Here is a 21759-nt window from a genome sequence, read left to right as displayed (position 1 = left end):
TTCCTGATGATCCGCAGCATGACCGCCTTCGCAAGCGGCGAACGCTCCACGCCCTGGGGCACGCTCGGTTGCGAGCTGCGCTCGGTCAACCACCGTTTCCTCGAGCTCGGCCTGCGCCTGCCCGACGAACTGCGCGCGCTCGAGCCGGCCCTGCGCGAGCGCGTCTCCGGACGCGTGGCGCGCGGCAAGATCGACCTGACGCTGCGCCTGCGCGCGCCGGAAGGCGAGGGTGCGTTGCAGCTCAATAACGCGCGCCTGCGCGAGCTGAGCGAACTGGCGATGGATCTGGAGTCCCGCTTCCCGCGCCTGCGCACCGAACTGACCGAACTGTTGCAGTTCCCCGGCGTGCTGCAGACGCACGCCGGCGATCCGGCCGCGCTGCAGGCGCAGGCGCTGGCGTTGCTCGACGAGGTGCTGGACGAATTCGTGCGTTCCCGCGAGCGCGAGGGCGCCAAGCTGGCTGCGGTGATCTCCGAGCGCATCGACGGCATCGCCTCGCTCGCCGCCGAAGTGCGCACGCTGATGCCGCAGATCCGCGCCGGCCAGCGCACCAAGCTGGAGACGCGCCTGGCCGACCTCGCCCAGCCGCTCGACAATGGCCGCCTGGAGCAGGAACTGGTGATGTGGCTGCAGAAGCTGGACGTGGACGAGGAGCTCGACCGCCTCGACTCGCACGTCTCCGAAGCGCGCCGCGTGCTCAAGCTGAAGGAAGCCGTCGGCCGCCGCCTCGACTTCCTGCTGCAGGAATTCAACCGCGAAGCGAACACGCTGGGCTCCAAGTCGGTGGACGCGCGCAGCTCGGCGGTCGCCGTCGAGCTGAAGGTGCTGATCGACCAGGTGCGCGAGCAGATACAGAACATCGAGTGAGGCCGGGATTCGGGATTGGGGATTCGGGATTCGCAACAGCGGAGGCCGGGAACCCACCCCGACGACAGCATCACCGACGCAAGCGCTTCGTTTTTGCGAATCCCGAATCCCGAATATCGAATCCCGGCCAACCATGCGCGGAACCCTCTTCATCGTCGCCGCCCCTTCGGGCGCCGGAAAGTCCAGCATCGTCAACGCCGTGCTGGCGCGCGATCCGAACATCTGCCTGTCGATCTCGTTCACCTCGCGCAAGCCGCGTCCGGGCGAGCGGCATGCCGAGCATTACCACTTCGTCAGTGCGCAGGAGTTCGAGGACATGGTCGCCGCCGGCGATTTCTTCGAGCACGCGCTGGTGCACGGCGACTGGAAGGGTTCGGCGCGGCAGTCGGTCGAACCCCAACTGGCGTCCGGCAAGGACGTGCTGCTGGAGATCGACTGGCAGGGCGCGCGCCAGGTGCGCGACAAGGTGCCCGATGCGGTCAGCGTGTTCATCCTGCCGCCTTCGCGTCAGGCGCTGGAGCAGCGCATGCGCAATCGTGGCCAGGACAGCGAGGAAGTCATCGCCCAGCGCCTGGCCGCCGCGCGCGAAGAGATGTCGCACTACGGCGAGTTCGACTTCGTCATCGTCAACGAGGATTTCGAGACCGCGGTGGGCGAGATGTGCTCGATCTTCATCGCCAGCCGGGTCCGCCGCGACCAGCAGGTGGCCCGCCATTCGCGCCTGATCACGGCCCTGCTGGCGGACGATCCGGGCGTCTGAGGCCCGATTCGGGCGGTATTCGCCCGTAAGCGACTGATTCGAAAGGGCGCGCTTGCCACCGCAAGGGCGCACGGCTACACTCTGCGGTCCCTTAAAGCCTGTATGGACGGCCCGCCGGCCGCCAGGAGCCCCATGGCCCGCATCACCGTTGAAGATTGCCTGGAAGTGGTCAACAACCGCTTCGAACTCGTCATGATGGCCGCCAAGCGCGCCCGTCAGCTGGCCAATGGCGTGGATCCGCAGCTGGACAACAGCGAAGCCAACGACAAGCCGACCGTGCTGGCGCTGCGTGAGATCGCCGCGCGCCGCATCGACACCGACTACATCGACGCCGTCGAGAAGTCCGAGCGCGAGCGCAAGGAGCGCGAGGCGCTGGAATGGGCCGCGGCCGAAGTGGTGGCCGACGACGACCTGTCCAAGGGCGACGACTGATACCCCGCTGCAGCCGGTTTTCCATCGGCCATGCAGCTTCGACGGCCCCGCTTCGGCGGGGCCGTTTGCGTATGGGGCGCTGCGCGCGCGACCCCGGTTCCACTTTCGCGATCCCGCGAGATCGCCAGCGGGGGATCCCGGCATGCCGGCCCGTTCCTGCTCCTTGCCTGGCGAACACCGGACCCCATTCAGTCAATGGAGCCGTCTCGCATTGCGTGCACATTGCCCCGCGCTTAGATTCCATCCATGACCCCCGCCCAGCCCGCGCCGATTACTGCCTCCACGCTGCGGGTACCTCCCGTCCACGACGACGCGGATGTGCCCGACTACGTGCGCGAGCTGGAACAGTCCGCCGACTACCTGCCCGATGAGCAGCGCGCCCAGCTGCGCCGCGCCTGGGCGATCGGCGCGGCCGCGCACGCGGGGCAGACGCGCAAGTCGGGCGAGCCGTACATCACGCACCCGGTCGCGGTGGCGAAGGTGCTGGCCGACCAGGGACTGGACGTCGAAACGCTGATCGCCGCGATCCTGCACGACACCATCGAGGACACGCCGCTCACGCGCGAGGGCCTGGCCAGCGAGTTCGGCGAGACCGTGGCGGAGCTGGTCGACGGCGTCACCAAGCTGGACAAGATCCAGTTCCGCGATCGCCAGGAGGCGGCTGCCGAGAGCTTCCGCAAGATGCTGCTGGCGATGTCGCGCGACCTGCGCGTCATCCTGATCAAGCTCGCCGACCGACTGCACAACATGCGCACGCTCGGCGCGCAGAGCATGGAAGCGCGCCACCGCATCGCGCGCGAGACGCTGGAGATCTACGCGCCCATCGCCCAGCGCCTGGGCATGAACCTGATCAAGGCCGAACTGCAGGACCTGGGTTTCCGCGCGCTGCATCCGTGGCGCCATGCGGTGATCGAGAAACGCCTGCGCACGCAGCCGGTGGTGCGGCGCGAGTCGCTGGTGCAGATCGAAGCGCAACTCGCGCAGCGGCTGGCGAAGGAAAAGCTGATGCACCGCCTCGTCAGCCGAGTGAAGTCGCCGTGGAGCATCTACACCAAGATGCGCGCCGAGCACAAAACCTTCGCGCAGGTGATGGACGTGTTCGGCTTCCGCATCGTCGTGCGCACAGTGCCGGATTGTTACCACGCGCTGGGCGTCGTGCACGCCGCGTACAAGCCGCTGGATTCGCGCTTCCGCGACTTCATCGCGATCCCGAAGGCCAACGGCTACCAATCGCTGCACACGGTGCTGTTCGGCCCCTACGGCTCGCCGATCGAAGTGCAGATCCGCACCGAGGAAATGGACCTCATCGCCGAGCGCGGCATTGCCGCGCACTGGTCCTACAAGCACGGCGGCGACGGTCCCAACAGCGCGCAGAGCCGCGCGCACAGCTGGATCGCCAACCTGGTGGAGACGCAGCGCGCCACCGGTTCGTCGCTGGAATTCCTGGAGAACGTGAAGGTCGACCTGTTCCCGGACGAGGTCTACCTGTTCACGCCCAAGGGCGACATCATGTCGCTGCCGCGCAACTCCACCGCGCTGGATTTCGCCTACGCCGTGCATACCGACGTGGGCAACAAGGCCGTCGCCGCGCGTGTGGACGGCAAGCTGGTGCCGCTGCGCACCAAGCTGGCCAGCGGCCAGCGCGTGGAGATCATCACCGCCAAATCGTCCTCGCCGAAGCCGCAGTGGCTGGAGTTCGTGGTCTCCGGCAAGGCGCGCACCTCGATCCGCCAGCAGCTCAAGCAGCTCGAACACGAGGACGCGGTGCAGCTGGGCCATCGCATGCTCGATCGCGCGCTGGAAGCGCTGGGCATCTCGCTCGACCGCGTGCCGCCGGTACGCCTGGATGCGTACCTGGGCGAGTTCCGCTATCCGCGCCTGGAGGCGTTGCTGGCGGACATCGCGCTGGGCAACCGCATGCCGCAGCAGGTCGCGATGGCGCTCGCGCGCGAAGCGCCGGGCAAACCGCTGCGCGACCCGACCGCCGGCATGCTGCCGATGTCGCAGGACAAGATCCTGATCACAGGCGCCGAGCGCGGCGTGATCAGCTTCGCCAACTGCTGTCTGCCGATTCCCGGCGACGAGATCATGGGCTACCACACGGCCGGCAAGGGCATCGTGGTGCACCGCCTGGATTGCCCGAACGTCGCCGATTACCGCAAGTCGCCCGACCGCTGGGTGCCGATCGGCTGGGACCGCCAGGTCGCCGGCGATTTCGCCGCCGCGCTGCGCATCGAAGTCGACAACCGCCCGGGCTCGCTGGCGCAGGTCGCCGCCGCGATCGCCGAGGCGGAGTCGAACATCGACCGCGTGGAGTACATCGAACGCGACGCCAACGTCGCGGTCATGCGCTTCGCCATCGAAGTCAGCGACCGCCGCCACCTCGCCGACGTGATGCGACGCGTGCGCCGGCTCAACGTGGTGCTGGGCGTGCAGCGGATGTGAGGCCTCGGGATTGGGGATTCGGGATTAGGGATTCGCAAGAGCGCAGCAGCACCCGCTCCTCGCTTTTGATCTAATCTCCAATCCCGAATCTCGAATCCCGAAACCACCCATGTCCCGCCAGATCATCCAGACCGACAAGGCGCCGGCCGCGATCGGCCCGTATTCGCAGGCCGTGCGTGCCGGCGACACCGTGTACCTCTCCGGCCAGATTCCGCTGGACCCGAGCACCGGCCTGCTGGTGGAAGGCGACATCGCCGCGCAGGCGCGCCGTTCGTTCGAGAACCTCAAGGCCGTGTGCGAAGCCGCGGGCGGCTCGCTCAACGATGTCGTGCGCCTGGGGCTCTACCTGACGGATCTGGGCAACTTCGCCGCCGTCAACGCGGTGATGGGCGAATTCTTCAAGGCGCCGTACCCGGCGCGCTCCACCGTCGAAGTCTCCGGCCTGCCGCGCGGCGCCGGCTTCGAGGTGGATGCGGTGATGGTGCTGGACTGATTCCGCGCGCATCGCGTGGGCGGAGCTTCCGTCCGCGCGATGCAAGTCCCGATCAGAGCGCCTGCAGCGCCTGCATCAGCGTCGTCGCTTGCGGCGCGTAAACCTTCGCCGCCACGCCGAGCGCGACGAAGAACAGCAGCACTCCCAGCAGCGGCCAGAACGTGTGCCGCACGCACAGCCACCACCAGCCTTCCGATTGCGTGCCGCGCATGCGCTTGTACAGGCCGCCGGCGATGGCGGCGTCGACCATGAGCTCGGCCATCAGCGCCGGCGCGGTCCACACCACCCAGCCCGCCGCGATCACGCACACCACGGCGACGAGCGCGATCGGGACCAGCAGCGGCAGGCCGTCGCCGTCCACCCCATCAAGAAGATCCACCCCGCTGGAGCTGGACGAGGATCCCGCTCCGGACGAAGGCCCCCACGATGCAGACGCGCCGCCACCGCCCGAGTGGCCGCCGCTCCCTGACCAGCCGCCGCCGCCGGTGCGCCCGGTCGGAAGGTCCGTCAGATCCAGGGTATCCGAGGCATCGCTTCCCCAGCGCGTCCACACCGCCATCTGCACGAGGAACACGCCGTAGGCGATGAGCACCGCCAGCGGATAGCGCAGCAGCATCGATTCCAACCCGCCGGCCAGCAGCAGGAACGAAGCGAGCAGCCCGGCCGCGCCGGTGACCAGCACGATCACGGACATCTGCAGGCGAGGCCAGCCGTAGCGCTCAAGTCGCGTGCGGGCGCGTGCGATCTCGATGAAGCGGTTCATCCGTGTCCCCGGGTGCGATGCGCCGATGCGTCCTTATGCACGGCCCCGCGAAGCGACGCAAGCGCAGGCTACGCGCCGGATTTCTCCCCGGCGCGCATCTCCCGCGGCGCCACGCCCGTCCAGCGCTTGAACGCTCGCCGGAACTCGCGCGCATCCTTGAAGCCCACCGCCGCACCCACGTGCGCGATGCTCACGCGCGAATCGGCCAGCAGCGCACGCGCCGACTCGCTGCGCACGCGGTCGTGCAGTTCGCTGAACGTCGTTTGCGCGGCGTGGAGCTGGCGACGCAGCGTGCGCTCGGTGAGGTGGAGTTCGGCGGCGATTTCGACCTCGCGCGGGTTGTCGGCCAAGCGCTGGCGCAGCAGGCGTTCGACCACCGCCACGATTTCGCTGCGTGGCTGGCCGGCGGGCATCTGCTCCTCGCACAGCGCGATGATCTGCTGCGCACTGGCGGTGTTGCCGGCGGGCATCGTGGCCTGCAGCCAGCGCGGGTCGATGACGACGCGGTTGCGCGGTGCATCGAAGCGCACTTCGCAGGCGAACAGGTGCGTGTAGTCGCTGGCGTACGACGGTGCGGCGTAGGTCAGTTCGAGCAAGCGCGGCCGGAACTCCGCGCCGAGCAGTCCGCGGCACAGCATCAGCGAACTGGCGAACAGTTCCTCGCAAAGGAACGGCTCCAGCTCCGCGTCGGCACTGTGCATGCGCGCGATCACGCCCATCGCGCCGTCGTCGTACTCGTCCAGTTCCAGTTCCACCATCGCTCCGGTGATCGGTGCGTACTTGATCGCCAGTTGCAGCGCCTGGGCGAAGCGCGGCGCGGTCAGCATCGCCAGGCCGAGAAGACCGAAGTGGCCGATGGTCTGGCGTTCGCCCAGCACCAGCCCGGGGCCGCGCACGGGCAGGCTGCGCACGGCGCGGCGGATGATCTGGCCCGCCTGGCGGTACGAGAGATAGACAGGCGTTTCGCCATCGAACGCCGCCGGCCCCAGGCGCAGCCCGGAGAACCAGGGTTCGCTGGCGACGCCGTGCTCCCGCGCCATCGCAACGAGGCCGGCGACGATGCCGCTCTTGATGGTGGCGGTGTTGAGTCGGGCGTCGTCGTTGATGTGCTGGCTCGGCATACGCTGGCGTAGCTTGTCCGGTTTCCCCCCCTGAGTATGCCGGCTTTGCCCTCCACCGGGATTGCCGGATCGTCACAGACTCCCGAACGGGTCCGGGGGGCGGGCCACGCCGCAGGGTCCGGCGTGGTCCCTTGTCCGGAGGGGGCATTCGCGGCGCAGCGCCGCACGGACAGGTCGCGGCCAGCGCCGCGCGAAGAGGACGGGAGTCGGATGAAGCGGATCGTGCTTGGCGTGGCAGTCACCGTGGGGCTGGTGGCTTTGGCCGCCTGTCAGCAGCAACCGGCCGCGCCTGCGGCCAGTCCCGGGCCTCTGAACAGCGAGTTCCAGAAGGTGCTGATCGAGCGCCTGCTGGACGCCAAGCCCGGCGACGTCATCGAGATCCCCGCCGGCCGCCACGCCTTCGACCGCAGCCTCACGCTGCGCGTGAACGGCGTGACGATCCGCGGCGCCGGCATGGACAAGACCATCCTCAGTTTCAAGGACCAGAAGGCCGGTGCCGAAGGCCTGCTGGTCAACGCCGGCGACTTCACCCTGGAGAACCTTGCCATCGAGGACACCAAGGGCGACGGCCTGAAGATCAACGAAGGCGCCAACATCACCATCCGCGGCGTGCGCGTGGAATGGACGGGCGGCCCGAAGACCAGCAACGGCGCGTACGGCATCTATCCGGTGCAGACGTCCAACGTGCTGATCGAGGACTCGGTCGCGATCGGTGCCTCCGATGCCGGCATTTACGTGGGCCAGTCGAAGAACGTCGTCGTGCGCCGCAATCGCGCCGAACGCAACGTGGCCGGCATCGAGATCGAGAACACCATCGGCGCCGACGTCTACGAGAACACCGCCACCGACAACACCGGCGGCATCCTGGTGTTCAACATGCCCAACCTGCCGCAGCCGGGGCACACCACGCGCGTGTATCGCAACAAGGTGATCGCCAACAACACCGACAACTTCGCCGCCAAGGGCGCGGCGGTGGCGAGCGTGCCGGCCGGATCGGGCATCGTCATCAACTCCAACGACAAGGTCGAGATCTTCGACAACGACATCGCCGACAACCAGACAGCGAACGTGATCGTGTCCAGCTACTTCTCCACCGGCTACATGACCGAAAAGGGCGTGTCGAAGCTGTTCGATCCGTACCCGGAGGATATCGCCATCCACGGCAACCGCTTCAAGGGCGGCGGCGACAAGCCCGACGGCCTGGACCTGAAGGCGTTGAAGGTGGCGATGTTCGGTCTCAACGGCCGCCTGCCCGACGTGCTGTGGGACGGCTACGTCAACGCGCAGCGCCCGGGCGGCGCGCAGGTGTGCATCGACAACGGCGCCGCGCAGACGCTCAACGCCGACGGTCCCAACAAGTACAAGAACCCGAGCGTCGTCACCGACAAGGTGCGCTGCACGCTGCCGCCGCTGCCGGTGGTGACCCTTCCGGGCGAAGCCGCGGCGACCGCCGCGAAGGCAGCACCGTCGGCATGAAGCGGTTCGTGATCCAGGCGGCCGTGCTGGTGGCCGCGATGTCCCTCATCGGTTGCAAGCGCAGCGAAGCGCCGGTGCAGTTCCATGCCCAGGGCCAGCCGGCGACGTTGAGCGAATGGCACGTGCTCGCCGCCGACGGCAAGCGCCTGCGCCTCAACGCGGGCGTGGAGCCGTACGCGCTCAATACCGCGTTGTTCAGCGACTACGCGCACAAGCTGCGCACGATCTGGATGCCGCCCGGCACGAAGGCGACGTACCAGGCCGACGCGGCGTTCGACTTCCCGGTCGGCACGATCATCAGCAAGACGTTCTACTACCCGCGCGCCGGCGACGGCGCGGTCCTGCGCGTGGCCGAGCAGGCCGGCGAAACCCGCGACGGCCTGGATCTGACGAAAGTGCGGATGATCGAGACGCGCCTGCTCGTGCGTCGCCAGACCGGCTGGGTGGCGCTGCCGTACGTGTGGAACGAGGAACAGACGCAGGCCACGCTGGCGCGCGCCGGCGACACCGTGCCGCTGACCATGCACAAGCCCGACGGCAGCGCAAAGACGTCCTTCGCCTACATGGTCCCAGACGAGAACCAGTGCGCCGGCTGCCACGTCACCAACAACACCACGCGCGAGCTGCACCTGATCGGTCCGAAGGCGCGCCACCTCAACCGCGACGATCCATGGCATCCCGGCCAGAACCAGCTGGCGCGCATGGTCGCGACGAATCGCCTGCAGGGACTGCCGGGCGAAGGCGTTCCGCACAACGCGCGTTTCGATGATCCCGCCGCGCCGCTGGAAGCGCGTGCGCGAGCCTATCTCGACGTCAATTGCGGCCACTGCCACAGCCAGGTCGGCGCGGCCGACACCTCGGGCCTGTGGCTCGACGCCGGTACTCACGACGCGCGGCGGCTCGGCCTGTGCAAGCCGCCGGTCGCGGCGGGGCAGGGCACGGGCGACCACATGTTCGACATCGTGCCGGGCCGGCCTCAGGATTCGATCCTGGTGTATCGCATGAACAGCCTGGATCCGGGCGCGATGATGCCGGAAGTGGGGCGCAGCACCGTGCACGAGGAGGGCGTCGCGCTGGTCCGCGACTGGATCTCCGCGTGGCTGGGCAGCTGCAGCAGCGATGGCACGCACGTTGCACTGAAGTAACACCGACATGCGTCGCGCGGACAGGGCCGCGCGACGTCAATACAACAAGAAAGTCATTGGGAGGGGAGTTCCGATGTCGCCACGCAAGAGCAGGCTCGCGCTCGGTCTGGGTCGCGCGCTGTTTGGATGTTTCGCCGTCGCGGCCGCGCCGCTTACGTTCGCGCAGGCCACCGCCACGCCGGACGCCACGCAGCTGGACACGATCACCGTCACCGCGCAGAGCCGCGAGCAGGAACTGCTCGACGTGCCGATCGCGCTGCAGGTGGTCACGCAGCAATTGATCGACGACGTCGCCGCCGAGGACCTGGGCGACATCGACAGCTTCGTGCCCGGCCTGCGCATCAACAGCCTGCAGCCGACGCAGCCGAGTTTCCAGCTGCGCGGCATCGAGACCGACGACTTCGGCATCGGCACCGATCCGGCCGTGGGCGTGTACGTGGACGGCGTCTACGCCGGACGCGGCGGCGGCGTGCTGCTGCCGTTCACCGACGTGCAGCGCATCGAAGTGCTGAAGGGCCCGCAGGGCACGCTGTTCGGCCGCAACACCGCGGCGGGCGCGATCTCGATCATCACGCACCGGCCCGACACCGACGGCAACCATGCGCGCGGCAAGCTGCGCCTGGGCAACGACAACAAGACCTACTTCGAAGGCATGGCGAACATCGCGGTGAGCGATGACTCGGCCTTCCGCTTCAACGGCATCTTCAACAGTTCCGACGGCTGGGTGCGCGATGCGGTCACCGGCGAGGACCTGGCGCCGGAAGACAACTGGGCCACGCGTGCCGCGTTCCAGACGCGCTTCGGCGACAACACGCGGGCGTGGATTACGTGGGACCACGAGAGCCTCGACCAGCGCGGCCAGGCCACCACCGGCATCGTGCCGATCCCGCGCCTGCCCGCGCTGCCGACGGCGCCGGCCGATCCGGATTCGTTCCTGGATCCGGAAAACCAGCCGTACATGACCGACGCGCCCGACGCGGAGACGCGCACCTTCGACGGCGCCACGCTCATCGTCGACCACAACTTCGGCGGCTTCAGCCTGACTTCCACGACCGCGTGGCACCAGTACGACTCGCTCAACCGCGTGGAGGAAGATGGCACCAACCTCAGCTACCTCTACGTCGATTCGACCAACACCGAGAGCAACGAGAACTTCTACCAGGAGTTCAAGTTCGCCGGTTCCAGCGACCGCATCGACTGGGTCGCCGGCCTGAGCTACTTCCAGGAAGACGCCGACCAGACGAGCGAGGTCAACGCGCTCACCGATTCGGTGGACACCATCGCCAACAACCTCGGCCTGGCGCCGGGCGGCCTGTACGGCCCGCTGACGATGGCGGCGAACATGTTCGGCATTCCGGTGGACCTGACCGGCCTGCCGTGGAACGAGAAGTTCGTGAACTCGCTGGACACGAAGGCGTACGCGGCGTTCGGCGACGTGATCTGGCATGTCAACGACAAGCTCAACCTCACCGTCGGCCTGCGCTATACGCGTGACGAGAAGGACTTCACCTGGTTCAACGACCTGCGCAGCGCACCGCAGCTGGACGCGCAGCTGGCGCTGCTGGACCGCATCGGATTCCTCGATGCCGCCGGCATCCCGCTGGAAGCGCTGGTGTTCGACATCGCTTTCATCGATCCGCCGGCGGTGGCGAACAAGGGCGTGCTCAACCGTTCCAGCAAGTCGTGGGACGACTGGAGCCCGCGCTTCGTCCTGGACTACCACTTCAACGACGACCTGATGGGCTTCGCCTCGCTCGCCAAGGGCTACAAGGCCGGCGGCTTCAACGCGCTGCAGATCGGCAGCGAGTTCGAGAACGAGGACGTGTGGAACTTCGAGACCGGCATCAAGCATGCGCTGCCGGATTACCGACTGGCGTACAACGTCTCCGCGTTCTACTACGTCTACGACAACCGCCAGGCCGTCACGCTGGACATGACGACGGAGATTCCGCGCTTCGTCGTGAACACGTCCGACCAGGAAGCCTACGGCGTCGACTTCGACCTGCGCTGGCAGGCCACCGACGGTCTGGGTTTCGACTTCAACGCCGAGTACCTGGATTCCACGTACAAGACCTACGTGAACCCGCAGGGCGTGGACCTGGGCGACCAGCCGACGGGCGCGCCGGAGTGGTCGTTCGCGGCCGGTGCGAACTACGTCTGGCGTCTGGCGGATGCGGGCGACGTGCGTGCGGCGATGCGCTACTCGTACGTGGGCAAGTGCCGCAGCAACGATGAGTCGGTGTCGGTGCTGGGTTGCGGCCGCTTCGGCCAGGCCGAGGCGGGCGAGGCGCAGGAGATCCTCGATGCGCGCATCGGCTGGACCTCGGCGAACGGCCACTGGGGCTTCGCGGTGTACGGGAACAACCTGCTCGACAACCAGTACGTGAATTCCTTCGGCACCTACGGCATGACCGTGCTGGGCGCCGTCGGCGCGCGCCTGACGCAGCCGCGCACGTACGGCGTGGAGTTCTCGGCGAACTTCTGATCGGGTGTTTGGCTCCTCCCCCTGCTTGCAGGGGGAGGTCGGGAGGGGGCAGTAAGGCGCGACAGCGCCGAGCTCGCCGCGATGCGGCTTCGCACTCCTCCCCAACCCTCCCCTGCACGCAGGGGAGGGAGTAACCGACACCCCACCGCGCCATTCCCCTCTTTGTCGAACCGCGCCTTTCACGGCATCCTTTCGCGATGCCGATTCGCAAGGGCGGGCTGTCCGTCGATCTCCAGCAGCAGCCGATCAGCGCCCTGAAGGGCGTCGGGCCGCGCGTGGCCGAGAAGCTCGCCGCACGCGGGCTGGCCACGCTGCAGGACCTGTGGCTGCAGCTTCCCCGCCAGTACGAGGACCGCACGGCGATCACGCCGGTCAGCCTGCTGCAGCCCGGTGTAGCGGCGCAGGTGGAAGGTCGCGTGGAGGCGGTCGAGCGTGGCTTCCGCTACCGGCCGATGCTGCGCGTGGCGATCGGCGACGACTCGCACGGCACGCTCGTCCTGCGCTTCTTCCACTTCCGCGCGGCGCAGGTGGCGCAATTCCAGGTCGGTGCGCGCGTGCGCTGCTACGGCACGCCGCGGCCGGGCCAGCACGGGCTGGAGATCGTGCATCCCAGCTATCGCCTGCTCGACGACGCCGGCGACGATGCGCTCGGGAGCAGCCTGGACCCAGTGTATCCGGCGATCGAAGGGCTCGGTCCGGTGTCGCTGCGGCGACTGATCGGCCAGGCACTCGACCGCCTGCCCGACGAGGATGCGCTGGAATTGTTGCCGCGCGAACTGCGCGACGCCTTCCGCCTGCCCGGCGGCGGACGCGTGCCGTCGCTGCGAGAAGCGCTGCTGACCGTGCATCGCCCGCCGCAGGACGCCGATGTCGCCGCGCTGCTGGCCGGACGTCATCCCGCACAGCGCCGGCTGGCGCTGGAAGAACTGCTCGCCCACCACCTGAGCCTGCGTCGCCAGCGCATCGCACAACAGGCGCACGCCGCGCCCGTGCTTCGCGACGTCGTACTGGCCGGCAAGCTGCGCGAGCGCCTTCCGTTCGCGCTGACCGGCGCGCAGGAGCGCGTGTTCGCGCAGATTCAGGCCGATCTCACCCAGCCGCATCCGATGCTGCGCCTCGTGCAGGGCGACGTGGGCAGCGGCAAGACCGTCGTCGCCGCGCTGGCCGCGATGAACGCCGTGGACGCCGGCAAGCAGGCCGCGCTGATGGCGCCCACCGAACTGCTCGCCGAGCAGCACCTCAACAACCTGCGCGGATGGCTGGAACCGCTGGGCGTGCGTGTGGCGTGGCTGGCCGGCAAGGTCACCGGCAAGGCGCGCGCGAAGGTGTTGGAGGAAGTGGCTTCCGGTGAGGCGCAGGTCGTCGTGGGCACGCACGCGCTGATGCAGGAAGGCGTGGCGTTCCGCGATCTTGCCCTCGCCATCGTCGACGAACAGCACCGCTTCGGCGTGCACCAGCGCCTGGCGCTGCGCGACAAGGGCACCGGGGGCGGCGGCAACGGCGACGCCATCGTTCCGCACCAGCTGGTGATGACCGCCACGCCGATCCCGCGAACGCTGGCGATGGCCGCGTATGCGGACCTGGACGTTTCGGCCATCGACGAACTCCCGCCCGGCCGCACGCCGGTGCAGACGGTGGCGCTGAGCGCCGAGCGCCGGCCGGAACTGGTCGAACGCATCCGCAAGGCCTGCGCCGAGGGCCGCCAGGCGTACTGGGTCTGCACGTTGATCGACGACAGCGACGAAGTCGTCGCGCAGGCCGCGCAGTCCACCTTCGAGGATCTGTCCAAGCGCCTGCCCGAGCTGCGCGTCGGCCTCGTCCACGGCCGCATGAAAGCCGCCGAGAAGCAGGCGACCATGCGCGCGTTCAAGGACGGGGAGATCGGCCTGCTCGTGGCGACGACCGTCATCGAAGTCGGCGTCGACGTGCCCAATGCCTCGCTGATGATCATCGAGAACGCCGAGCGCCTGGGCCTGGCGCAGCTGCACCAGTTGCGCGGGCGCGTCGGCCGCGGCAGCGCGGCGTCGAGCTGCGTGATGCTCTACCAGGCGCCGCTGTCGCAGATGGCGCGGCAGCGTCTGGAGACGATGCGGGAGACCAACGACGGCTTCGTCATCGCCGAGAAGGACCTGGAACTGCGCGGCCCCGGCGAACTGCTCGGCACGCGCCAGACCGGCCTGGCGCAATTCCGCGTGGCGGACCTGGCGCGCGATGCGGACCTGCTTCCGCAGGTGCATGAGCTGGGCGAGCGGCTGCTGCGCGAATCGCCGGAACTGGCCGAGCGCATCGTCGCGCGCTGGGTCGGCGGCGCGGTCCGCTTCGCCTCGGCGTAAGGGGCGCTGCGCTGTTTGGAGGCAGCCGGGCCGAGAATCGGGCCTCTCCTCGCCCGTCGTGTGAAGGCCCGGACTGACGCCCCCTCGCCGAATTGGGCATCATGAACGCCCTCCGTCCGTTCCGATGCCGCCGATCGTGATTCCCGCTCCAACCGAACATCCCGTCGGGCGGCACGATGCCCAACCCTTCATCGCCGCCGATGTCGGCGGTACGCACGCCCGCCTGGGTCTCGTCCAGGTCCGGCCCGGCGGCAAAGTCGACGTGCTTGCCTACCATCGCTATGCCTGCGGCGAATTCCCCTCGCTCGCGGCGATCATCGACGACTTCGTTACCGCCCACGGCGCTGACAGGACCCACGCCGTGGTCGCCATCGCCGGTCGGCTGGAAGGCGACACGCTGATCAACAGCAACCTGCAGTGGCCGGTGTCGGTGGAGCGCACGCGCCGCGAGGCACGGATCGCCTACCTCGCGCTGCTGAACGATTTCGAGGCCGTGGCCTGCGCCATGCCTTACATCGACGTGGCCGCCATGACGCGCGTCTGCGGCCCGCTGCAGGCGGGCGAGGGGCCGGCGCTGGTGCTGGGCCCGGGCACCGGTTTCGGTGCATCGCTGTGCCTGCCCCGCACGTTGCAGCAGGGCGTTCCGCTGCGCGTGCTCGCCAGCGAGGCCGGGCATGCCTCGCTCGCCGCCGGCAACGCGCGCGAACTCGCCCTGATCGCGCGCCTGCTCGAACGTTGGCCGCACGTCGACAACGAACGTGTCCTCTCCGGACCCGGACTGGTCAACACCTACACCGCGTTGTGCGAGATCGACGGCGCCACGCCGCGCCTGGACACGCCGGAAGCGATCGTCACGGCCGCCCAGGCCGGCGGCGATCGGCACGCGCAGGAGGCGCTGCGCATGTTCTGCGGCCTGCTGGGCAGCCTGGCAGGCGACCTCGCGCTGACCTTCGGCGCCGACGCGGTGTATCTGGCCGGCGGCATTCCCGCGCAGATCCGTCCCTTCCTGCTCGAAAGCGACTTCGCGCAGCGTTTCCGCAACAAGGGCGTGCTGGGCGAAGTGCTGGCGCGCGTGCCGGTGTGGCTGGTGGACCATGGGCAGCTCGGACTGGTGGGCGCGGCGGCCTGGTATTACGAGCGTCACTCCGGCTTCTGACCCGACTTCGCGGACATCATTGATGGGCAATCGCCGACAGTTCCTCCAGGCATCGTTGCTTGCGGCCGGCGCGGCCGCGCTTCCCCGCGTCGAAAGCGCTCCTGCCGTCGGCGCGCGTGTCGTGTCGACCTGGGACTTCGGCGTAGGCGCCAATGCCGTGGCGTGGCCTGTGCTCGCACGCGGCGGCAGCGCACTGGACGCGGTGGAGGCCGGCGCGCGCTGGGCCGAAGCCGACCTGTGCAATCCCACCGTCGGCCGTTGCGGCAATCCGGATCGCGACGGCGTGCTGACGCTGGACGCCAGCATCATGGACGGCGACGGCCGCTGCGGCGCGGTCGCGGCGCTGCAGGACATCGCGCATCCGGTGTCCGTCGCGCGCGCGGTGATGGAGAAGACGCCGCACGTCATGCTGGTGGGCGAGGGCGCGCAGCAGTTCGCCATCGCGCAGGGTTTCGAGAAGACGCCGCTGCTCACCGAGCAGGCCCGCGCTGCCTGGCGCGAATGGCTGAAGACGTCGAAGTACGAACCGCAGATCAACGCCGAACGGCGCATGCGCCCGGGCGATTCGAGCAACCACGACACGCTGGGCATCCTCGCGCGTGACGCGCAGGGTCGGCTTGCGGGCGCGTGCACGACCAGCGGCATGGCGTGGAAGCTGCACGGCCGCGTGGGCGACAGCCCGATCGTCGGCGCGGGGCTGTACGTCGACAACGATGTCGGCGCCGCCACCGCCTCGGGCGTGGGCGAGGAGATGATCCGCAACGCCGCCAGCTTCCTGGTCGTGGAACTGATGCGTCAGGGGCGTTCGCCGGTGGATGCATGCCGCGAGGCGATCGACCGCGTGGTGCGCAAGCGGCCGGAGGCGAGCAAGCGTCTGCAGGTGTGCTTCCTCGCGATGAACAAGGCCGGCGAAGTCGGCGCGTTCGCGTTGCATCGCGGCTTCGTCTACGCGGTGCAGGACGGCACGCCCGGCCCGCACGATCGCCTGCACGATGCGGCTTCGGTGTATCGGACCGAACAGACGTGAGCCAGGCGCGCGTGCGGCTGGAGATCGCGGCCAACTCGCTGGCCTCGGCGCTGGCCGCGCAGGAAGGCGGCGCGGACCGCATCGAACTGTGCGAGAACCTCGGCGAAGGCGGCTGCACACCGTCTTACGGCACATTGGCGATGGCGCGCGAACGCCTGCGCATTGCGCTGTACGTGCTGATCCGGCCGCGCGCCGGCGACTTCCTCTACGACACGCTCGAACGCGACACGATGCTGCGCGACGTCGAGATGTGCGCGCGGCTGGGCTGCGACGGCATCGTCATCGGTGCGCTGGATGCAGACGGTGTGGTCGACGCCCCGCTGTGCCGCGAACTGATAGCCGCGGCCGGAACGCTCGGCGTCACGTTCCACCGTGCGCTCGACGTCGCGCGCGATCCGTGCGAAGCCCTGGAAAGCGCCATCGCGCTGGGCTGCGAGCGCGTGCTCACATCAGGCGCGAGCGCCAGCGCGATCGACGGCGTCGACACCATCGCCGGCCTCGTGCAGCGGGCTGCAGGCCGCATCGGCGTCATGGCCGGGGCAGGGGTGACCTCGGCCAACGTCGGCGAACTGGTGCGACGCACCGGCGTGCAGGACGTACACGCCTCGGCGAAGGCGCTGCGCCCATCGCACATGCGCCTGCACCGCGAACTGCCTGGCCTGGCGCCGGAACACTGGCGCAGCGATGCCGCCGTCGTGCGCGCGCTGCGCGAAGCGCTGGGAAACTGAAAAGCGAACGCAACCGTTCATGGAGATAATCGGTCGATGGACAAGATTCCCCTGCTGATCGACACGGACCCCGGCGTGGACGACGCGCTGGCCCTGCTGATGGCCTTCAACGATCCGCGCCATCAGGTCGTCGGACTGACCATCGCCGCCGGCAACGTCGGCCTCAGGCACACCGTCGCCAACGCACTGAAGCTGTGCGAAGTGGCCGGCGTGGACGCGCCGGTATTCGCCGGCTGCCCGGGCCCGCTGCTGCACCCCGCGCCGGATGCCGGCTACGTGCACGGGCAGGACGGTTTCGGCGATGTCGGTTACGAGCCGGCGCAACGCACCGCGCAAGCCGAACACGCCGCGCAGGCGATCCTGCGCCTGTCGCACGAGCACGCCGGTAGGCTGCTGCTGGTTGCACTGGGGCCGCTGACCAACGTCGCGCTCGCGCTGAAGCTGGATCCGACGTTGCCCGAGCGTGTCGCCCGGCTGGTCGTGATGGCCGGTGCGGTGACGGGCCACGGCAACATCACGCCGGCGGCGGAGTTCAACGTGTTCTTCGATCCGGAAGCGGCGCACATCGTGTTCGAGGGGTTCCCGCAGATCGATCTGGCCGACTGGGAAGGCACCATCGCGCACGGCCTGCTGCACGACAGCGTGCTGGAATGGCTGGCCGCGGATTCGCCGCGCGCGCGCTTCTACGAACGCATTTCGAAGAAGACCCGCGAGTGGTCGGCCGATCGCCGTGGCGAGTACTGGCACTCCGCCGATGCACTGGCGATGGCCTTCGCGCTGGAACCCGACGGTGTGACGCAGGACGTGCATCGGCCGGTGGTCGTGGAGCTCGGCCATGGCCACGCGCGTGGCATGACCGTGGTCGACTGGAACCGGCAGAGCGGCCAGGCGGACCGGTTCAGGATCCTCATGCGCTACGACCAGGACCGACTGGACGGACTGATCCGCGCGGCATTGGCCGCTCGGTGAGCGGAGAGCTTGCGCGAGGCGGGGACCGTCGCTATACTTCCGCGCTTTCCCCGAATCCTTTGGTGAGTGCCATGAAGGCCGGCATCCATCCCGACTACCGCGACGTCATTTTCCAGGACGTCACCACCGACTTCCAGTTCCTGACGCGTTCGACCCTTGGCAGCAAGGAGACGATCAAGTGGGAAGACGGTAACGAGTACCCGCTGATCAAGGTCGATATCAGCTCTGCTTCGCATCCGTTCTACACGGGCAAGCACAAGATCGTCGACACCAGCGGTCGCGTCGACAAGTTCCGCAAGCGCTACGCGCAGAAGTAAGGTTCGGTCCGCGCTCAGGCGCGGTCCTTCCCGATTTCTGCCGCGTCGCAATCGCATCACGCGATTCGCGCCGCTAAGCGATCCCCGACGGCTGCCGAAAGGCGGCCGTTGGCGTTTCCGGTGTTTTCGCGAAAGTTGGCATGCCTGGGCGCATGTCGGCGACGCGGAGTAATACCTGCCCGGAAGAGTCCCTGACGGCTGCCGAAAGGCAGCCGTTGGCGTATCCAGGCGTCCTCGCGCGGACCCGCTCGGCCTGGTCAGATTTTTCGGTTTCTGGCGGTTCCATTCGTGGAATGGTCCGGCCCGCCGCCCGAGGCGCCTGCCACCAAAGTCCGAGTCAGCGCTCGGGGACGTTGTGCGATAATTCACGGTTCGCGGCCCTGCCCGCGAACCCCGTCCCCGCCTCCTGCCGCGGCCCGCTCCGCCGGCATGCTGACATGAGGAGTGTTTCGTGTCCGATTCGACCAAACCTGGCTTCGACCAGGTCACCCTGACCGCCGGCGACAAGAGCGCCACCCTTCCGGTCCAGTATCCGACGCTCGGCACGCCGTGCATCGACATCGCCAAGCTGACCAAGGAAACCGGCTGCTTCACCTACGACCCCGGTTTCGGTGCCACCGCCAGCTGCAAGTCGGCGATCACCTACATCGACGGCGACGCCGGCGTGCTGCTGTACCGCGGCTACCCGATCGAGCAGTTGGCCGAGAAGTCCAACTTCCTCGAAGTCGCCTACCTGCTCATGAACGGTGAGCTGCCGAACAAGGACGAGTTCTCCGCGTTCGAGCACGAGGTCACGCATCACACGATGATGCACGAGGCCTTCCGCACCTTCCTGTACGGCTTCCGCCACGACGCCCACCCGATGGCGATGCTGACCGGCATGCTCGGTTCGCTGGCGAGCTTCTACCACAACGATCTCGACCTCGAGGATCCGGAACAGCGCCGTCTGGCCGCGATCCGCCTGATCGCCAAGGTGCCGACGATCGCCGCCGCCTGCTACCGCTATTCCATCGGCTGGCCGATCCGCTACCCGCGCAACAACCTCGAATACACCACGCGCTTCCTGCACATGCTGAAGGAAGTGCCGAGCGAGCCGCTGGAGCTCAGCCCGGTCGCCGCCAAGGCGATGGACCTGCTCTTCATCCTGCACGCCGATCACGAGCAGAACGCCTCGACCTCGACCGTGCGTCTGGTCGGTTCCACCGGCGCCAACCCGTACGTGAGCGTCGCCGCCGGCGTCGCCGCGCTGTGGGGCCCGGCGCACGGCGGTGCCAACGAAGCCGTGCTGAAGATGCTGGAAGAGATCGGCCGTCCGGAGAACGTCAATTCCGCCATCGCCAAGGCGAAGGACAAGGAATCGGGCTTCCGCCTGATGGGCTTCGGCCACCGCGTCTACAAGAACTTCGACCCGCGCGCCAAGATCATCCGCGAGATGACCCACAAGGTGCTGGGCGAGCTGGGCATCAACGACCCGCTGCTCGAAGTGGCGATGAAGCTGGAAGAGGCCGCGCTGAAGGACGAGTACTTCGTGCAGCGCAAGCTCTACCCGAACGTCGACTTCTACTCCGGCATCATCTACAAGGCGCTGGGCATTCCGGTGGAGATGTTCACCGTGATGTTCGCCATCGCCCGCACCGCCGGCTGGGTCTCGCACTGGCTGGAACAGCAGAACGATCCGGAAAACCGCATCGGTCGCCCGCGCCAGATCTACACCGGTTCGGCGCAGCGCGACTACGTCGATTTCGGCAAGCGCTGAGGTCTACGCGTGGCCGGCGTCCGCGCCGACACACCTTCGAAGCCGCGGCCCCGCCGCGGCTTCGTCGTATTCAAATGGACGATCTACGCGCTGCTGGCGCTCGACGTCGCGCTGTACGCACGCTACGGCCGCCTCACCGAGCTGATCGACACCGCCGCGTGGCTGGTCCTGCTGCTCTTGTTCGAATGGGAAACCGGCGGCTGGCGGCTCCCCGCGCGCTGGGTGCCGGCGCTGCACGGCGTCCGCCTGCTGGCGAGCGCGGCGGTCGTCGTCGCCGTGGCCGGCTACGCGCTGGAGCGCGTGTGGCTGGACTTCTTCAATGAAATGACCTGGCTCGGCGTGGTCGCGCTGCTGGAGCTGGAAGTCCGCCTGCCGCCCAACGCCGCGCGCCTGCACCGGCTGCGCCGCATGGCCGCCGCGGCGCTGTACCTGGCGCTGGTCGGATTCCTGCTGACCTGGGCCGTGATGGGCTTCGGCGATGACGACCCGCGTGCCGCGTGGCTCGATACCTGGGATGCGTTGCTGTGGCTGGTTGCCTTCGTGGTGATCGAGCTCAACGTCTTCGGCGCCGATACGGACCGACGTGCGCGACGGGCCCGCGCGATCGAACCGTCGCGCTGACCTTCAGCGCGACGCGTCGTTTCCGGCCTCGTAGCCCAGGATTTCTTCCTGCGCGAGCAGCTCCCGCAGTTGCGCAGCGCTGGCGCGCTTCATCGGCTTCTCGTCGGTGTTCGACAGCGGTGCCTGGCGCAGGCCATCCAGCGGCAGGATGGTGAGGTCGAAGGCCAGATCCTCGGCGGTGAATACCCAGACCGGCACTTCGGCCACGCGCTCCCGATCCAGCCGCAGGCGGCGGCTGCGCGCCTCGGCCGGAATGCCGTGCTGTTCGAGATAGCGTGGCGCCGCATCCGGGTCGTCGCTGAAAAGGTGCAACGCGACCGGGCTTCGCGTGTCGGCGGTGCCATCGAGCACTGTGCCGACCAGGCGCGGCTGGAACTGCCGGAAGAACTCCATCGCGCGCAGCGCGGCCTCGCGCCGGTGGCGCAGCGCGGGCACATTCTCGCGCTGGAACAGGCGCTGGTACTCGCGCAACGCGTCTTCGATCTCGCGGTTACGCGGCAGCGATGCGTCGTCGAAGATGCCCAGTCGCTCGGCGGCCTTGAGCTTGGCCTGGTGGTAATCGCGAATGCCACCTTCGGCCATCAGGCGGGCGGCTTCGTTGGCGAGACGGTGTCGGCGTTCGCGGGTACGCGTGAGTGCATGCTGATGAGCGTGCTGTCGGTCGTGGGGCATGAGAACCTCCGCGGCTGGCACGACGGCGGGATTTCGCCGCGGCCGGTATCACCGGCACGGCGAAACTAGCATGTTTCTTCGGGCCCGGACGTTACGCCGCGTGGCGTGTCGGAAACGTGGATGCGGCGCCTGCTGCATGAACGCCGGCCATCCGGCCCCCGGCATACGAAAAACGCCGGGCAGGGCCCGGCGT

19 protein-coding genes are annotated in these 21759 nt (G+C 68.4%); 16 read left to right on the top strand and 3 right to left on the bottom strand.

Going from position 1 to position 21759, the window contains the following annotated elements; translation table 11 throughout:
* The first annotated feature begins 6 nt into the window (after positions 1-6).
* The 5 genes from AAFF32_RS19470 to AAFF32_RS19450 all read left to right on the top strand — a co-directional run bounded on the left by AAFF32_RS19470 (position 7) and on the right by AAFF32_RS19450 (position 4997).
* Positions 7-867 carry a YicC/YloC family endoribonuclease gene (locus AAFF32_RS19470; protein ID WP_342316072.1) on the top strand — a complete coding sequence of 287 codons (861 nt, stop codon included), beginning with the start codon at positions 7-9 and terminating at the stop codon, positions 865-867.
* 133 nt (positions 868-1000) lie between these two features.
* Positions 1001-1627: a guanylate kinase gene (gene gmk / locus AAFF32_RS19465; RefSeq protein WP_342316071.1), complete on the top strand. Its 627-nt coding sequence runs from the start codon at positions 1001-1003 to the stop codon at positions 1625-1627.
* 132 nt (positions 1628-1759) lie between these two features.
* The gene (rpoZ, locus tag AAFF32_RS19460) at positions 1760-2059 is read left to right on the top strand and encodes a DNA-directed RNA polymerase subunit omega (protein ID WP_216964113.1); all 300 of its coding nucleotides are present in this window, start codon (positions 1760-1762) and stop codon (positions 2057-2059) included.
* A gap of 246 nt (positions 2060-2305) precedes the next feature.
* Positions 2306-4504 (top strand): bifunctional (p)ppGpp synthetase/guanosine-3',5'-bis(diphosphate) 3'-pyrophosphohydrolase, encoded by a 2199-nt coding sequence (locus AAFF32_RS19455; RefSeq protein ID WP_216964111.1) that lies wholly within the window; start codon positions 2306-2308, stop codon positions 4502-4504.
* A 109-nt stretch (positions 4505-4613) separates the two neighbouring features.
* Positions 4614-4997 carry a RidA family protein gene (locus AAFF32_RS19450; protein WP_216964109.1) on the top strand — a complete coding sequence of 128 codons (384 nt, stop codon included), beginning with the start codon at positions 4614-4616 and terminating at the stop codon, positions 4995-4997.
* Between the two features lie 52 nt (positions 4998-5049).
* Here AAFF32_RS19450 and AAFF32_RS19445 read toward each other — a convergent pair whose 3' ends face one another.
* The gene (locus AAFF32_RS19445; RefSeq protein ID WP_342316070.1) at positions 5050-5760 is read right to left on the bottom strand and encodes a hypothetical protein; all 711 of its coding nucleotides are present in this window, start codon (positions 5758-5760) and stop codon (positions 5050-5052) included.
* 68 nt (positions 5761-5828) lie between these two features.
* Positions 5829-6881, bottom strand: coding sequence for an AraC family transcriptional regulator (locus AAFF32_RS19440; protein ID WP_342316068.1), 1053 nt, complete (start codon positions 6879-6881; stop codon positions 5829-5831).
* Between the two features lie 210 nt (positions 6882-7091).
* Between AAFF32_RS19440 and AAFF32_RS19435 the strand changes: the two genes are divergently transcribed.
* The 11 genes from AAFF32_RS19435 (at position 7092) to AAFF32_RS19385 (ending at position 20894) form a co-directional block, all read left to right on the top strand.
* Positions 7092-8357: a parallel beta-helix domain-containing protein gene (locus tag AAFF32_RS19435; protein WP_342316067.1), complete on the top strand. Its 1266-nt coding sequence runs from the start codon at positions 7092-7094 to the stop codon at positions 8355-8357.
* Entirely contained in the window at positions 8354-9502 is a 1149-nt protein-coding gene (locus AAFF32_RS19430) for an SO2930 family diheme c-type cytochrome (protein WP_342316066.1), read from the top strand. Before AAFF32_RS19435 ends, AAFF32_RS19430 begins: the two co-directional genes overlap by 4 nt.
* Positions 9503-9575: 73 nt before the next feature.
* Positions 9576-11987, top strand: coding sequence for a TonB-dependent receptor (locus tag AAFF32_RS19425; protein ID WP_342316065.1), 2412 nt, complete (start codon positions 9576-9578; stop codon positions 11985-11987).
* Between the two features lie 197 nt (positions 11988-12184).
* On the top strand, positions 12185-14320 hold the full coding sequence (gene recG, locus AAFF32_RS19420) for an ATP-dependent DNA helicase RecG (protein ID WP_216964092.1): 2136 nt from the start codon (positions 12185-12187) through the stop codon (positions 14318-14320).
* 136 nt (positions 14321-14456) lie between these two features.
* Positions 14457-15476 carry a glucokinase gene (locus AAFF32_RS19415; RefSeq protein ID WP_342316064.1) on the top strand — a complete coding sequence of 340 codons (1020 nt, stop codon included), beginning with the start codon at positions 14457-14459 and terminating at the stop codon, positions 15474-15476.
* A 22-nt stretch (positions 15477-15498) separates the two neighbouring features.
* Positions 15499-16503, top strand: coding sequence for a N(4)-(beta-N-acetylglucosaminyl)-L-asparaginase (locus AAFF32_RS19410; protein WP_342316063.1), 1005 nt, complete (start codon positions 15499-15501; stop codon positions 16501-16503).
* Positions 16500-17231 carry a copper homeostasis protein CutC gene (locus AAFF32_RS19405; protein WP_342316062.1) on the top strand — a complete coding sequence of 244 codons (732 nt, stop codon included), beginning with the start codon at positions 16500-16502 and terminating at the stop codon, positions 17229-17231. The genes AAFF32_RS19410 and AAFF32_RS19405 overlap by 4 nt, the downstream gene beginning before the upstream one ends.
* A gap of 36 nt (positions 17232-17267) precedes the next feature.
* Positions 17268-18200 carry a nucleoside hydrolase gene (locus tag AAFF32_RS19400; RefSeq protein WP_342316061.1) on the top strand — a complete coding sequence of 311 codons (933 nt, stop codon included), beginning with the start codon at positions 17268-17270 and terminating at the stop codon, positions 18198-18200.
* Between the two features lie 71 nt (positions 18201-18271).
* Positions 18272-18517, top strand: a complete 246-nt coding sequence (locus AAFF32_RS19395; protein ID WP_216964337.1) for a type B 50S ribosomal protein L31 — start codon at positions 18272-18274, stop codon at positions 18515-18517.
* Positions 18518-18968: 451 nt separating this feature from the next.
* Positions 18969-20273 carry a citrate synthase gene (locus AAFF32_RS19390; RefSeq protein ID WP_216964084.1) on the top strand — a complete coding sequence of 435 codons (1305 nt, stop codon included), beginning with the start codon at positions 18969-18971 and terminating at the stop codon, positions 20271-20273.
* A 9-nt stretch (positions 20274-20282) separates the two neighbouring features.
* Positions 20283-20894 carry a hypothetical protein gene (locus AAFF32_RS19385; protein ID WP_342316060.1) on the top strand — a complete coding sequence of 204 codons (612 nt, stop codon included), beginning with the start codon at positions 20283-20285 and terminating at the stop codon, positions 20892-20894.
* Between the two features lie 3 nt (positions 20895-20897).
* Here AAFF32_RS19385 and AAFF32_RS19380 read toward each other — a convergent pair whose 3' ends face one another.
* A complete protein-coding gene (locus AAFF32_RS19380; protein WP_216964074.1) occupies positions 20898-21566 on the bottom strand; it encodes a hypothetical protein in 669 nt (222 codons plus the stop codon).
* Positions 21567-21759: the final 193 nt, after the last annotated feature.

It is taken from the genome of Lysobacter sp. FW306-1B-D06B, from assembly GCF_038446665.1.
In the GTDB taxonomy this organism is placed as follows: domain Bacteria; phylum Pseudomonadota; class Gammaproteobacteria; order Xanthomonadales; family Xanthomonadaceae; genus Lysobacter_J.
This window is presented reverse-complemented; position numbering and strand designations above follow the sequence as displayed.